At 39.0% G+C, this 16,001-nt stretch carries 11 protein-coding genes; all 11 read right to left on the bottom strand.

The genetic code is table 11. The annotated features are described in order from the left end of the window. Positions 1-2: 2 nt before the first annotated feature. Entirely contained in the window at positions 3-1,343 is a 1,341-nt protein-coding gene (locus tag RCC89_05900; protein WMJ72697.1) for a peptidylprolyl isomerase, read from the bottom strand. Next, positions 1,321-2,193, bottom strand: coding sequence for a hypothetical protein (locus RCC89_05895; protein WMJ72696.1), 873 nt, complete (start codon positions 2,191-2,193; stop codon positions 1,321-1,323). The genes RCC89_05900 and RCC89_05895 overlap by 23 nt, the downstream gene beginning before the upstream one ends. A 3-nt stretch (positions 2,194-2,196) precedes the next feature. Continuing rightward, complete coding sequence (locus RCC89_05890; protein ID WMJ72695.1) at positions 2,197-4,446, bottom strand: peptidylprolyl isomerase; 2,250 nt, start codon at positions 4,444-4,446, stop codon at positions 2,197-2,199. Between the two features lie 136 nt (positions 4,447-4,582). Next, the gene (locus tag RCC89_05885; GenBank protein WMJ72694.1) at positions 4,583-4,969 is read right to left on the bottom strand and encodes an ATP-binding protein; all 387 of its coding nucleotides are present in this window, start codon (positions 4,967-4,969) and stop codon (positions 4,583-4,585) included. Between the two features lie 13 nt (positions 4,970-4,982). Beyond that, a complete protein-coding gene (locus RCC89_05880; protein ID WMJ72693.1) occupies positions 4,983-5,330 on the bottom strand; it encodes an STAS domain-containing protein in 348 nt (115 codons plus the stop codon). 49 nt (positions 5,331-5,379) lie between these two features. Beyond that, positions 5,380-7,611, bottom strand: a complete 2,232-nt coding sequence (locus RCC89_05875) for a SpoIIE family protein phosphatase (protein ID WMJ72692.1) — start codon at positions 7,609-7,611, stop codon at positions 5,380-5,382. Positions 7,612-7,994: 383 nt separating this feature from the next. Next, complete coding sequence (lipA, locus tag RCC89_05870) at positions 7,995-8,882, bottom strand: lipoyl synthase (protein ID WMJ75644.1); 888 nt, start codon at positions 8,880-8,882, stop codon at positions 7,995-7,997. A gap of 72 nt (positions 8,883-8,954) precedes the next feature. Continuing rightward, positions 8,955-9,689, bottom strand: a complete 735-nt coding sequence (locus tag RCC89_05865) for a hypothetical protein (protein ID WMJ72691.1) — start codon at positions 9,687-9,689, stop codon at positions 8,955-8,957. Between the two features lie 129 nt (positions 9,690-9,818). Continuing rightward, on the bottom strand, positions 9,819-11,126 hold the full coding sequence (locus RCC89_05860; GenBank protein WMJ72690.1) for an ATP-binding protein: 1,308 nt from the start codon (positions 11,124-11,126) through the stop codon (positions 9,819-9,821). Between the two features lie 21 nt (positions 11,127-11,147). Then, complete coding sequence (locus RCC89_05855; GenBank protein ID WMJ72689.1) at positions 11,148-11,708, bottom strand: hypothetical protein; 561 nt, start codon at positions 11,706-11,708, stop codon at positions 11,148-11,150. Between the two features lie 27 nt (positions 11,709-11,735). Next, complete coding sequence (locus RCC89_05850) at positions 11,736-15,917, bottom strand: DUF4157 domain-containing protein (protein ID WMJ72688.1); 4,182 nt, start codon at positions 15,915-15,917, stop codon at positions 11,736-11,738. Positions 15,918-16,001 lie beyond the last annotated feature (84 nt).

The following is a 16,001-nucleotide window of genomic DNA, read 5'->3' as shown; positions in this document are numbered from 1 at the left end:
ACTCACTGAAGTATTTTACATTTGTTATATTCGTCGTCAATATCGATAAAAACCTCTCCCCTGGTTCTTTCGAACCACTCATCCAGTGCTTTGCTCTTTTTCTCAGAAAGCGCAGCCCGCTGGATCCGCTGATAATCATCCCTTAAATTGGCCCTGTGCGGAGGTGTTTTTGATTTGTAGTACACAATCCGCATGGCTTCTGTGCCATCTTCCATTCTGAACCGCATAGGTTTAGAAATAGAACCTACTTGCATAGTATCAATGACAAAATACATACCAGGGTCTAAATCTTCAAGAGAAATTTTTGTACCGCCTTCATCCGGATCAGAAAACAAACCTCCTGTCGAATTGGTCATTTTATCATCAGAGTGCTTATGAGCTGCCTGTTGAAAAGAAATACTGTCTGCAAGAATTTGATTCCTCAAGCTATCTAAAAAGTTTTCGGCATAGGCCATATCTACTGTTGAGCCAGCAGGTTTAACAAGAATATGCCTAGTATTAAACTCATTACCCCTTCTTTCTATCATCTGAATAAGGTGAAATCCGAATTGGCTTTCTACAATGCCGGAAAGCTCTCCTGGTTTTAACTTAAGTGCAGCAGCTTCGTACTCTGGCACAAGTTCACCTCTCTTAAAGAACCCCAGTTCACCACACTTCTTAGCAGAACCCGGATCTTCTGAATATTGTTTTGCGTAATCACAAAAATCTGCCCCATTGGCAATTTTAGTGCGCAACCGCTCTAATGTGGCACGGGCCTGTCTTTTTTGCTCACGCCCAACAGGAGGCAGCTTAACAATATGTCCCACTTCTACCTCAGCTGAAATGTATGGTAAACTGTCCGCAGGAATTTCATTAAAAAACCTCTTCACCTCAGCAGGTGTAACCTTAAGGTTACCTGAGATTTTTTCCTGCATCCGTTGAATGATCATTTGTTCTTTAACAGACTTGCGCAGGTCACCTTTCAAGTCATCTATAGACTTTTTATAAAACTCCTCAAGCTTTTGAGGACTTCCACCGAATTGCTGAATAAAGTATTGCATTCTACGATCCAGTTGATCTTCTACTGCATCTCTTTCAACAACCACAGAGTCGATCTCTGCTTTAGCCAAAAGCAGTTTGTTAACAACCAAATTTTCCAAAATACGGCATTTTAAATCTTCCCCTTCAGGCACATAGGATTCTTCCTGTTGCAAATACTGCACATAGTTAACCTCAAGTTCAGATTTCAACACGATATGATTGTCAACTTTGGCAACAATCTTATCAATATTTTGTCCATTCACTGCAATAGGCACAATCCATAGCGCCAACAGCAAAAGTTTAATTCCAAAGGTAAATCTCATATTCTTTTTCCTCACCAGCTTCCTGGTATAAATTATCTTCAAGTTCATTAACCAGTTGTAGTCTTTTCTTATTTAAAAGGGTGTTTTTTATTTGATCCCTAACAAATTCCAAAGGCGACAGCTCACTGGATGTTTTAAAGTCAACCACCCTAAGTATATAGGTATATTTAGAGTCCGACATTTCCACATATTTCTTTTTATCCAACGTATTACCCTTATTGCTCATGGAAGCCAAAGGCGTCTGAGCTACAAGTTCATCAAAGTTGACCCAAAGAGAATCATCTAAATGATAAAAACTAGCATAACTCAAACAAAAAGAACGTAAATCCTTTACCCCTTCCTCGCTATCAGAATGAACAAGTTTTTTAATGTTACTAAGGTTAGATACATTTGATGGAACCTTAACAAAAACCCCTTTAAAAATATTCTGATTTAGCTGAAATTTTTCACTATTTTCTTCATAAAACTTTAAAATATCTTCATCACTTACTAATGAATCCCCTTTTGAACGCACAAAAGCTTTTTTATATTCATGCAAGATCAGGTCGTTCCTATACGCATTGACCAACTCCTCGATTTTCTCCATTTTGCTTTCCACCACACTTCCTGCACGGTTCAGCAAAAGCTGCTCCTTAACCCATTTGTCAACATAGGCAGCAACTTGAGCACTATCGCCCTGCTGGTCATCATTAAAAAGATCTTCAATGTCCTTTTTATAAAGAAACTTATCTTGCACACGTGCCACAGGCTGCATATCTGAATCATACCTGTTTAAGGGATCCTTTTTCTTAAACAAGTCGCAACTTTGCAGCAGTACAAGCAATACTAATAAAAATCCGTATTTTTGCAAATCTTACTCCTTTATCAATTTCTCAACTTCTTCTTCATTAACACTTACAGGATACTTTTCACGTAGCTCCGACAACCAATCTTCCTCTAACTGAGACTGATAATCAGAGATAACCAGACCACGTGCTTCCTCAAATGTTTTGTTTCTCGGTGCTTCTATCTCAGAAATTACTACGTAAAACAAACGATCATCCTCTTTCAGTTCATAAGTACCCGCTTTCCAGTCAACTTTATTAAGAATTTCATTTTCTCCTTTAGCAAAGAAACCTTTGGTAACCTGAAGGGTCAATGGAGCATCTTGATTAAATACTTTTTCCAAATCTTTTTGACTCTTAGAGTACATTGAGATGTTAACCTGTCCCTCAGTACCTTTTTCACCTTTACCCTCTACAACTTGAGTAGAGTCTACCCCCTTACTCTTAAAGTAGTCTTTTACAGCCTCCATTCTTTTCTTTTCATTGGCACCAGATGAACCAGAAAGCGTCAAGACCAGCTCCTTATTTTTAGAAAGCTCCTTATAAGCTTTTGCCAAACTGTTTTTATGGCGGTCAGAAAGCGAAGTAGCTCCAGAATTAAAAGAGATAGTTAAATAATCTTTATTTATAAGAAACTTATCATTTTTAAGGGTTTCTTTAAGCTTATCCAATGTTGCGTCATCCCGTACATTAAATATTACAGCGTTAGCCCTTTCGTCCCACTGGTATTTTTCTCTATTATTGTTAAAGTACTCCTTTAGGCCTGTAGTATCTTTGATAGCCTTTGTCCATACTTTGTCATCCATAAGCTGAAAAAGCAGAATGCCATCCCTATACTCATTTACCAACATCCTATAGTCAACATACTTATCTTCTAAGTGTGCTTCTTCATACTTAATGTTGCTTTCTTCTACATATTTGTCATACAAGCTTGACATAATGTAATCAGGAGAAGACGCTTTAATGGTTTTCTGGCTATCCTGGACATATTTAAAGAAGTCATTTACCTTATGCTTTTCATCCCCAATAGAGAAAAGAACTTTGCCACCTAACTTTCCAGCATCAGCAGCCCATTCGCCTTGAAGCAACGAAGAGTCGGCATGGCTCAAAGCCTCTTTTACTACTTTGTTCTTTTCTTGAAAGTTGTTTTCTTTCTTAAGCCGCTCGACAGTAGCCGCTTTGTGATAAGCAGATCTATCTTTGGACACTTTTTGTTTAATGCGTGTTTCCAATTCCTCATAAGAAGGCAGCTTTTGCTTATCCAAGAGCTTTATGATATGCCATCCATAAGGGGTAAGTACCGGTTCAGAGTATTCGCCAGCTTTGGTAAGTTTGAAAGCTGCATTTTCAAAAGAAGGAATCATCCTTCCTGTGGAGAAGCTTGGCAATTCGCCATTCTGAGCTTTAGAGTTAGCATCATCAGAAAACTGCGCCACTAAGCTTTCCCACTTTTCGCCATTTTCAAGCTTGCTATAAATTTCTTGAATTTTCTTGCTAGCAGCAATGGAATCTTCTTCTGACATGCCCGAAGTAGCTCTAACCATAATATGGGCAACCCTAATTTCCCCTTGAGAAGGTCTGCGGTCATGCAATTTAATGATGTGGTAACCAAAACGTGTCCTAACTGGTTCTGAGACATCCCCTACTTCCAAATTATAAGCTGCATCCTCAAAAGGGAACACCATCTGCATAGCTGAAAAATACCCGAGGTTACCTGCGTTAGACTTAGCAGAAGGGTCTTCAGAGTGCGCTTTAGCCAACTCCGCAAAATCATCACCACCTAAAGCCTTTTTCCGGACTTCTACAATCTTATTCCACGCATCCAAGGTATCCTTAGGGTCTGCATCTTCCTTTACCATAATCAGGATATGAGAAGCATTGACCTCTTCTTTCAAACGATCGTACGCTTGCTTGGCAAATTTTTCAGTTAACCCTTTTTCTGTAAAATAAGGTTGCGCAAGTTGTTTCTTATATCCGCTCAACTCACTTTTAAAAGAAGGTAAGGTATCAAGCCCTGCGTCTTCAGCCGCTCTAACTTTGAGTTTAAAATTGGTATACAACCTCAAGTATTCCCGCACGCTGTGCTCAGAATACATGTCTTCGGTATTTGCGTTATTCTTTTTATAAACATAAGCAAATTCAGAAGAATAAACAGGTTTATCGCCAATGGTCTGAAGTACTGGAGATGATGTAACGGAAGAACTTTGTTTATTACCTGAACTTTTACAAGCTCCTAACAAGGCCAGGCAAACAAAAAACAATAAGGGTGTTTTTTTCATTTTCAGGAAAAAATTATGCAAAATCAGTTAATACAAGTTTTTGACTCGCAAGTTTAACGATTTTTTGATTAGAATTATTTAATCAAAGGCAAAAAAGGCACCGGAAAAAAGAAAAGAAATGAGGAAAGACTTTTTATCAAGCTGCAGAAAAACGCTTATGAAGCCTGTAAACGGTAAATTTATCGTTATGGAAAGTTTCGATGGAGTCCACAATTTTTTTAACCAACATCAGCCCAAGGCCGCCCTTCTTTTTCTCTTTCACTAATTGACGAACATCATTGACAGGATATGCATTAACATCAAAAGGTTCGCCAGAATCGGTAATTTCAAAAGTAATGCCCTGAGCATTGTCACTTATAGTTACTTCTATAAATTTTTTATCGTCTTCTGGACATGCGTGTACAATCAGGTTAGCACAAACCTCATCTACAGCAAGCACAAGCAGGTTCACCTCGGTCTCAGACAGATTGCAAGACTCCAGTGCCCCAGACACAAAAGATCTAAGATCTTTCAGATTCTGCACAGAACAAGCTATTTTAAAGCTTCGATTCATCAATACTATTTTTGGCTGCTTCTTTATCAGAACTTATATTTATTAATTCGTCTAATCCAAGAACTTTAAATACATCTTTTACTTTGGCACTCATATTATATAACACCATAGAGATGTTATTGTCTTCAAAATCCTGCAAATATGACATAAAAACCCCCATGCCAGCAGAAGATATGTAGCTTACTCCTTCAAAGTTCACCAAAAGTTTCTTCTCTTTTAGCTTAACGGCTTCTGCTATTGCATTATCAAGCACAGTGCATGAACTTGCATCTAATTCACCTACAGGACTTAAGATATAGTAATCTTCCTCCCTGGAAATATGAACATTCATCTAAATTAAGTTTTATACGATTCTTAAATAACAAAAGTTTGCAAAATGGTTAAATAAATTTAATAACCAAAAAAGTATAATCATCTTTAAGGTCCTTAGTGCCAGTAAACTCATAGACATCCGATATAATGGCGTCTGTAATCTGGCTTGAACTCAATTGATAATTTAAAGATACAATATTTTTCAACCTTTCATAATCATATTCCTCACCTTCAGGGTTTTTGGCTTCCAGTATACCATCGGTATAAAGGAGTAGCAAATCGCCCTCCTTATAAGGTCTTTTGCACTTTTCTATATGATTACCATATTCTTTGTTTCTTACTAAGCCTAAACCGATACCACGTGTGTTCAGCATCTCCAACTCCCCCTTTTCTGAATCAAAGAACATGGGAGGACAATGTCCAGCCCTCGCAAACACGATATTCCTTTCCGCTGTGTCTATGACAAATAATGAAAGTGTGATAAATGAAGCTTTCTCCAAACACTTTGCCAACGCGTTATTGGCATGAACCATAAAGGTGTCTGGGGAAAATCCTAATTGAATTAAGCTTTGGAAAACCCCTTTCATCTGCGCCATGTTAAATGCCGCCGAAGTACCATGGCCAGAAACATCCCCTATGGCAACCGCAACTTTTTCCCGACTATATTCAAAAAAGTCGTAGTAGTCCCCACCAATAGCATCAGAGGACTGCGTAAAAGCACTAATTTCTAAGTGACTGTTAAAAAACACATTTTCTGGCAACAGACTCTTTTGAACACCCTTGGCAATTTTAAGCTCTTCTTTATACCGTTCATTGACAACCGCCTCTTTCATTAAACGAAAGTTTCTAATGGCTATACTGGCTTGACTTACAAAGGTGCTAATAATGTCCACCATATCCCTGTCAAAACCATCGGTAATACTCTTCAAAAGGACCAAGTTTCCTAAAACCTTATTATTTGAGGCAAGAGGAATGATCAACACTGACCTAAAATCCTGCGCCTTCAGCCTGTCACTATATTCAAGATTTCTTAAATCCTGAATATAATTAGGACTGTCATTGATAACAATCCTGTTTTTCCTAAGCACTTTCTTAATATCAAAAATATCTATTTCGGATATACCTCTGTTAAGAAAGGCCTTGTAAGACCGGCTATCTTCAAATATTTCAAGCCATGCAGCATCTGCCATGACTGTAGTCAAACTGTTGTCTATTAAAATAGAGTAAACTTCTTCTTCTTTATTCCCCATCTGTATAGACTGGCTAAGCTTTTGGAAAAGCATAACCTCCCCAAACTTTTGCTCAAAAACAGAGGACGTTGGTAAATTAAAAAAGAGGACCAACAGCGAAGAAAAACAGTTGATAAATATAAACCCGAATACTGCTAGAATAAAGATATTATCAGCTAGGTCCTGAATAAGGTTGCGGTAAAAATGCTGCTCGTAAATCTGCTGCAAAAAGGTACTACTGATCAACACGATCAGAAAAATCAAAAGTATGCTCTGCCACTTCTGGCTATAGTTGAGAAAGGCAACCCACTTTAGGTTAAAAGATAAAATTAAGGCAAAAACTACCAGTGGCGATATTACTATAATGAATGGCCAGCTAAAGATATCGATGTATATGAAATTAGTCAACACCAACCCAAGCATGATATACTCAAAAATATGCCATGCTTCATGAATGGTATCTGTTTTCTGGTACAAAATCATTCTCTTCCATACATAAAATGCATTGGCTAAAAAAATGATTACCAAACCGATATTTAGATGATAAATAGTATTAGTAATATATATATTGACGAATATATCAGATTCGCCAAGGAACATCATAAGGAATTTTATAAAGAGGGATAGAAATATTGTAAAACCACCTATAATGAACACCTGCCATAGTTGCTCAATAAAACTACCGCTCCTTTTACTGTCAGAAGAAAATTTAAAGGCGAGAAAAACACTTAAGAAAAAAGCCGCCAAAAGGGCATTGTTAAGAAAATCAGGAACTAATACATCCAATTCATTTTCAATACTATACAGGGTATGCAAATTAGTCCCCAAAAGGCCTAGCCATAAAATAAAGCAGGCGATTATGTAAATGTATTTTATATCTATCCTAAACGGCACTTTTTCTATATTAAAATTACCTGCTGTAGTATTAGCTTCACTCATAACATGCTCCCCTTTATAACTTCTCGCATATTGCCTGTCGTCTATTGAAGTTAAACCTGAAATATAACACTGATAGCGGAACAGTACAACCAATGCTGCCCCCTTGCAGGTGCTTAGAAACAGGTTATTCAAAAGTATTTGACTAAAGTGGCAAAAGAAGCATCAGCACATTTGCGGTTAAACAATGCCATGATTAGTTACCTCTGCAAGCCTAGGCGGCTGATATTAAGTTAGCCAAACCACATAGTAAATACTGATTCGCTTTAAACCCAGATTACTTATATCACCTACTAAAGGCTTCTTACAAGGGTAAAATTAGAAACTTTATGCTGATTATTAAAACTTAATAAATATTTAATATTCTGATATTCTATTTTGTAAAGATAAGCACGTTAAATAGTAATATTTTAAGACAAAACCTCTAAAAGCGACTCAAAAGTTCAGAATAGGATACATAAAAAAAGCTCCTGTTACTTACAGGAGCTCGACAACTTATTTAACAATATTATAATAACCTATATTGGCACATTTACATGTCGCTCTGCATGGTAAGAAGACCTTACCAGTGGGCCAGACTCAACATATTTAAGCCCCCTTTTCAAACCTTCTTCACGATAAAGTGCAAACTTGTCAGGGTGAATAAACTCCGCCACTTCTAAATGCATTTTGGTAGGCTGCAAGTATTGCCCCAGCGTTAGAATGTCAAGGCCATTCTCTACAAGATGATCCATCGCCTCAAACACCTCTTCGGTAGTTTCGCCCAAGCCAAGCATTATACCGCTTTTGTTTCTTTTTCCATACTCCTTAGTGCGTTTTAACTGCTCAAGACTCCTATCATACTTCGCCTGTGGACGAACCATCCTATACAAGCGTTTAACCGTTTCCATATTATGTGACACCACTTCTTGTCCCGCAGAGATCATCCGCTCCAATGCATCCCAATTTCCTTTTACATCAGGAATTAATGTCTCTATGGTCGTTTCAGGAGAAATCTTTTTAATTTCAGCCACTGTCTGGTGCCAAATTTCAGCACCCCGGTCTTTAAGTTCATCTCTGTTTACCGATGTAAGTACGCAGTGCTTAACACCCATAAGCTTGACGGCCTCCGCTACCCTAACGGGCTCTTCGGTATCATACTCATTAGGACGTCCTGTTGCTACCGCGCAAAAAGAACAACTTCTGGTACATATATTGCCAAGAATCATAAAAGTAGCAGTCCCTGCGCCCCAACATTCACCCATATTAGGACAGTTGCCACTTTCACAAATGGTATGGAGTTTATATTTATCAACAAGCTGCCTTACCCTGGCATATTCTTTACCTACCGGAAGTTTTACCCTCAACCAATCAGGGCGGGAAGGTCTTTTGTTCGCTTCAGAAGAAATTACAGGAAGTTCTATCATCATGTAAATATTTGATACAAAAATAAGGAATAAATTGAAATGGACAGATGGATCCTTAGGCAGAATGGTACATCAACGTCTCCTGCCATACACGATATTAATAAAAACCGAAGAAAATAGCCAACGATTATGAGCAGTTGGTATAATATTCATGCGACGTGGAAAGGCCTCGATATTAAAACCAGCTTCTACACCTGTGATATTTTCGTTAAAGTTCATAAAGGACAGCATCAATGATGTAGAGAAATGAACCCCTGGCACGACCTGTGTGTCTCCAATACCACTAAAAAAGCTACCATGCCCCAATATATTATCTGTTCTATGCCTTTGGTGATTAAATGGCACAGACCGTATCAGTACTTGATCTGCCGTACGGTCGGAATAATCGTACAATACATAGTAAGGTTTCAATAAACCTAATGAAGGCCCTCCCTTCACAATTAAGTCTATCTGGACTCCTTCGTCTCTGTCTTTAGGAAAAAGAATATAGGTACGCCCATAAAATAAGCGCAACGGCATCATATAGTTCTCCTTGCCATACACATAGGAGTTTCCAGTAGAAAAACTCGTCCTTCTTTCTTCTTGAGGATGTCGAACATTGACAATTTCAGCACCAAATGTATGGTAGTGCCGTTCTTTGATAAAAATAGAATGCCTAAAAGTCACCCCTCCTATTAGCCCCGCATTGGTATTCAGATTTAGTCCCCCAATAGTCTCTGTGTCATAAATTGCTTCATAGTCCTCTTGCGCGAATGCAATATGCAGAGGAAGAAGAAACAGACAGAGTAATATTTTTATTTTTGGCAACACCGACTGGTTGGTATAATTTAAACAAAAATTTTCTGCAAGTAAAATTACTCAATTATATAAACTAATGTTTAATTTATTTTAGTATTCGTGACACTTAAATAAAGTTGAGGTTGTTTTGTTTTGCCACTAATTGAACATTTTACCTTCTTTTAGCAACTCTTTCTTAACTCCTGCCAAAAGATCTTCCATTTCAATATACGAATTTTTCTGAGAAAGGGCTTTCAAACTGGCATATTGAATAACGTTAACAATATTGGCACCTGTCAGTTCATACTTCTTGGCCAACATGACCAATTGACTATCTTCCAAATTTAAAGCTTTTCGAGGCATGTTTTTCTGCCATAACAAAAACCGCTCATCAGCCACAGGTTTCGGAAACTCTATAATGCTTTGAAACCTACGGGCAAAAGCTGCATCAATATTATTCTTGAAGTTTGAAGCTAGTATAACCAATCCCGGGTGGCTTTCTATGCGTTGCAACAGGTATGACACCTCTTGGTTGGCGTACTTGTCATGGGCATCTCTTACGTTTGTTCTTTTGCCAAAAATAGCGTCCGCTTCATCAAAAAAAAGTATCCAATCTTTGTTTTCTGCTTTGTCAAAAAGCGAAGATAAGTTCTTTTCTGTCTCACCAATATACTTAGAGGTCACTAAAGAAAGGTCTACACGGTACACATCCCTCTGGGTATACTTCCCTAACAAAGCAGCAGTCAATGTTTTGCCTGTACCGGGCGGCCCAAAAAACATGACCCGATAACCAGGTTTAACGCGTCCCTTCATTTGCCAGTCTTCCATAAGCACCTCCCTGTACTGCAACCAATCCTCAACCTCTTTCACTTGATCCATTACCTTCTGACTTAAGACCAAGTCACTCCAGTCTAAACTAGTTTCTATGATCTGGGCGGGGAACTCCCTGCTTAACTTAGGTTTAGAAACTTTTTCATTAATAAACAGCTCTGCATATTCTTCATCTGGAAGCAAAGCACCAGCCCATTTAGGTTCATAAGAAGATGTTTCCCCAAGGTAAACTATCCCCTTGTTAAAAAGGATAGATTCTGAAAATATAAGAGAACACCTCTTCCGGGTGTTTGGGTCATTGCCGGCAAGTATATATAACAATGTTTCTCCCGTAGGAATCATACCCCGGTGATTTTTTGCCTTAACTCCTCCAAACTCAGGCAACTCTCCGCCGTCAGGAAAATAGTCAGCTATAATTTTAGAAAAAAAGGATGGGCTGATATAAGGAACTAATGAAAGAGTAATGATCAGCAGGTCCTGCCCCTGCAATTTATAATCAAAAATAAACCTTCCCAAAGCCTCATCCTTGCTGAGCAGAATATCTACTTGAGGTTTTTCCAGAACGGTAGATTTACCAGTTTCAAAGTCTAGCCGAGCCCTTAGAGTAAGTTCAAGAAATTTCAACAGTTGATCCATAAATAAAAAACTGCTAAATGGTTACTTAGATGAAATTTCCTTTGAAGAAGTTTCTTGATTGTCAGCAAATACCTTTCGAGTTAACATATTAACACCTACCCCTCTGTTCCTATGGCCAAGATCTTTACGGATTTCCAGCATTAGGTTTCCAATTAGAAACTTAAGGTTATTCTGTTGAACCTCACCTTTCTGTATTGAGGCATTTAACTTCATAAACCTTTTCAGCACTTCATCTCCACCCCACATTTTGACATCAGGAGCAAGTTCAGCCATTTCACGGGACAACGATATGCTATTCAATTCCGGAATAGTCAGAACATTCATAAGCTTTGAGTATATGGCTTTTTTCTCAGGAGCGACTTGTTTATCATGCCTATGATGGGCAGCACGTAAAAAAGAGGCTATCACCAAAACACCCCCTAAATACACTGCAGAAGCGATAATCAATACCGGCATTTCAGCAGCACCAACCTTCCCAAACTGTCCGGCCAGAAAATCAAAACCAACAAAACTGCCCCAGATGACCAGTACTATAAAGGCTGTCATTAATAAAAATGCAAATATGCTTCCGATAAGTTTCATGTTTTATATTAATAATTTGACATAAGTTTACTCCTGAATCTTTTCTGGAACGTAAGTAAGATTAGCCACATTTTCACCTCTCTCCTTAAGAGCGTCCTCATACCCTTCATCACGACCCAACTCACCTTTTTTCCTATAATTAATATAATATTTTACCTGTCCAAATTGCCCAGGAATTTTATCAATATCTTCTTTGATTTCGGCACGAAGATCTCGCCTTACCAAACCCTTTCCCACAAAGTCACCTTCACTATCGTTAAAATGTCCGTCAAAATGATTTTCAATATTAGTTTCATTTCCATCACGATGCCAAATATCAGCAGTTACTGCCATTGAAAAAAAAGTGCCATCTTCCAAATTTTCAGCTATATTGTCTTCCTTGTCTTTCATCTTTTTTCGATTATAATCTGGAGATGATGGATAAATATTTAACCCTTCATTTAAACCAGAGCCCCCAAAACGATCTCCTATCAAATGAGCATTGTCAAATCCATTACCGGCTGAATCATGGGAGCCCCGAGGCTTCCCTGATGGTTTTTTTTGCAATCGATTTCCTCGTACAGTTCGTTTTTCTCTTTTAACATTCCCGTCAACAATATCTTCAAACCTAAGTAACACCATAAAATCTTGCGTCCCATCTTCAGTTTCACTCAATGACTTAGTTTTGTAGTTAATAACATACCTACCGTTATACTTCTTAATTTCCAAACCTTCTGGTTTGAACAACTTATGAGGAGATTGGTCTATAGCAGGAACCAAATAACCGTCTTCTATCCTTAGCTTCATATACCCTTTGTCCTTCATTCCTTTCATCCTTTGGATCCGGGTTCCGTGGTCAGTTAACATATATACCTTATTCCCGTTTTCATCCTCATTATACTTACTTTGCTTATCGCCTTCAACGGCATTCCTGAACTCAGGCGTCACTGTATCTTCTTCTGAAGGCCCTTCTTTAACATTCTTATTCAAGTACTCCACCAGAAGAGGAAGTGCATCTCCTGTTTCTTTACCGGTTAATAAGAAACTTATTTCCGGAATCAACTCTTGAACTTTAGCTTCTATTTCCTGATCATTATCACCTTCACGTTCTTTTATTTCATTAATTTCTGTCAATAAACCTCGGGCTTTACTTAACGCAGCTTCTTTTCTATCTTTGTCTTCTCCTTCACCAACTTCATATTCGTTCAGAAAGGCTTCAAATCGTGTTGGATCGCTAGCCAACATCAATACCCTTTCCCCTCCAATTTCTTCAAAATAAAATGAGTGGCTCTCACCTGATTCGGTTCTGAAGCCAAATCGTTCATTCCACCACCCCCTAACAGCCTCTACGGCAGACTTCCCCATATCCAACAAAGCCCCTCCTGCCCTGAAAGCCATGTCAATGACCCAATCTATAGCACTATCCACCACCCCTCTTAGGTCTTCAATCATTTCCCCAATCTTTGCTCCCACTCTCCCTAAACCAGCTTGGTTAGCGAGAAACCCAAGGGCGATGGTCAGTCCATTTGATAGAGCGTTTTCTAGTTTGTCGGCTGCAGGTCCCAATACACCTGCCACAATATTGCCCACACCATCCAGAAAGCGGTCTATCATCTCCAGAATCTGACGGAAATAGGCTATCGCCGATTGCAATGCCCTGAACAAAGCTATTGCACTATTTATAATAGCCATAATGCCAGCTGGCACAAGCATAGTAAGGAGCTTCTGTGTCACTTTTTGGATAACTTCAACAATAACCCAGCTTCTTACTTTCTCCAGTACCATATTCCAAAGGTTACTAATCCTGCTTTGAACCCGTTCCCATATTGCTACAGGTCCACGTTCCATGACATCAGAAACGAAAGACCAAGCACCTTGTATTTGACCGGCTGCCCCTCGGATCCTTTCCATGTTTTCCGGCCCTATCTTATCTGCCACTTTCTCCAAAATCTGGTCTGCTGATATATCAAGCACTTCTAGCACCAAACCGAAGATGGAACGGAAAGAAAAATCTGAGGGAGGAGTTATACCAACATCTCCAAGCTGTCGCATCAGCCAATCTTTAACCCCAGCCAATAAATGCGACCCGATATTATCAAAAAACTGTTCAAAACCTAGTTTTAGCCCCAAAAGCAGATTCCTTAAAAAACCTATCGGGTCTCCTACTATATCCGAAAAAACGTCTCCTGCCTTATTAAAAATAGACCTAATAAGATCCGTCGGAAACTGCATAATCTCCAACACAATCTGTATCAGCTTTTTCACAACCTCGACCACAAAACTAACCAACCTCCATACAGGCGGGGCAAACTTTTCAACGATCCGCTCAAAAGCAGCCAAAGGTTGCGCCAGGTCGCTCAGCGTAAAGGAGTCCCAAGCTGATGTGAAAATACCTCTTATATAAGACCATGTAATATCTAGATCTTCTACAGCATTATCAATCCAATCAGACGCTCGCTGAATAGCACCACTCTCCTGCAGTTTTTCAAACTGTGCCTGCCCTCCTGGAACCAGTGTCATAAAACCATGGATTATATTCTCAACATTTCGTTCAACCGGCTCCCTAGTAAAAGGGTCTCTTTCAATCAAAACAGTAATTAATGGATACCCACGAGTATTCCGGGCAAAATCAGACAAACGGCTTAATAAAGCATCTTTTATGAAGCTAAGTATAGTTCTGGATACTTCACCTGCAAAACTATTAAGTTCCTGAACAGGCTGCCGGAATTCTCCATATATTTCTTCAAATACCCCTATAGGGTTTAATATTGAGCGGATATCCGTAATTCTTGCCCATGCATTAACAAAGGCATTGCGCAAATCACCACCAAGATTTTTTATTCTCAAAAGCGATTCATCTACCCAAATAGCAGCACGTTGAAAGGATCCGCTTTCTTCCATTTGGCGTAACTGTTCTTCGCCCTCAGGATGCAAACTGATAAAGCCTCTGAGGATATTCTCCCCACTACGATCAACCTCCTCTCCCAATATTGGATCATGTCCCAAAACAACAGTCAATAAAGGATAAAAATTGAAACCTTCACGGTTTAAAAGAAAGTCTTTGGCCTTAGAAACTAGGTAATCTTTTAATATCCGAAGAAACCCACGGACAATATTGCTGGCAAAAGTCTTCAACCGGTCAATGGGACCTGCAAATATGCCTGTGAATCGTTCAAAAGCACCTTCGGGATCTCTAACATCGTCTAAAGAAAGGCTTCTCCAAAACCCATTAAATTCATTTACAATTTGCTTAGGACTAATGTCCAGTTTTTCAATTTCATCATCCAGCCACTCTGCAGCTTCACCAAGCGCTCCTTCTTCTTCAAGTTTTTGTTTATAATCTCTACCATTGGGGATAACGTCAAGTCCTGCACTAATGAAGTTCCTGCCATTCCTGGGCACAGACTTGTTAGTAAGTGGATCCTCACCCATTACAACTGTCACCAATCCATACCCTGGAACATCGCTTACCATATTAGATAGCCTGCCCCTGAGCCAATTTTTACCATCTTCAATCCTATCCCCTGCCCACTCTCCGACTCTATTTAAAGCATTTCTAGCCCGCTCCCTTAACGACATCTTCTGCACAACTTCTTCTTCAGAAGAGCTGCTGTCCTGCTGCAAAACATGTGTAAGCTCATGCGCCAAAAGCCGCTTCCCTTCTGAACTTGCAGGGTTATAAGCACCCTGATTAAAATATATATCATTACCACGGGTAAAAGCCTTAGCTTCCAGCTCCTCACTCATTTTAGTCGCATGGCTATCGGTATGTATCCTGACATTGCTAAAATCTGCTCCAAAGCCTTTTTCCATTTCCTCTTGCGTCTGAGCATCGAGTGCTTTACCTCCTAAAGGTTTCTTCAATGCACTTTCTGTCTCCGGCGCCACTTCGTACTCATCTTCCAGACCTTGCTTATCGGCTACACCTTCTGAACCTAATGCATATTTCTGGACAATATCATCTTCTTTGTCTTCTTTAGGCTGTACTAGCTCATCGCTATCCTGTACTGGCGTTACAGACTCGACTGGAGCTTTAGTTGTTTCATTTCCTTCTTGAACTATCGATTTTTGGCTATCCTCAACTTTTTTTACCACCTGATCTGCAACAACATCAGCCTCCTTCTCATGCTTCCCTCCTGCTTTTCCAACTTTCAGGCGTGGTTGAAAAAAAGGACGGTTATGCCCAATTGATTTAGGTCGTGCTTTATGTTGCTTTGTAAGAAAAGTCATTCTGAAAAATCCAAAATCAATTTCTTGTTAAAAAATACTTCTAAAAATTAAACATACAGCATTAGCTGCAAAAAATAATTCAAG

This window comes from Cytophagaceae bacterium ABcell3, from assembly GCA_030913385.1.
In the GTDB taxonomy this organism is placed as follows: Bacteria; Bacteroidota; Bacteroidia; order Cytophagales; family Cytophagaceae; genus ABcell3.
The sequence above is the reverse complement of the archived record's forward strand: the minus strand, read 5'-3'. Positions and strand labels throughout refer to the sequence as shown.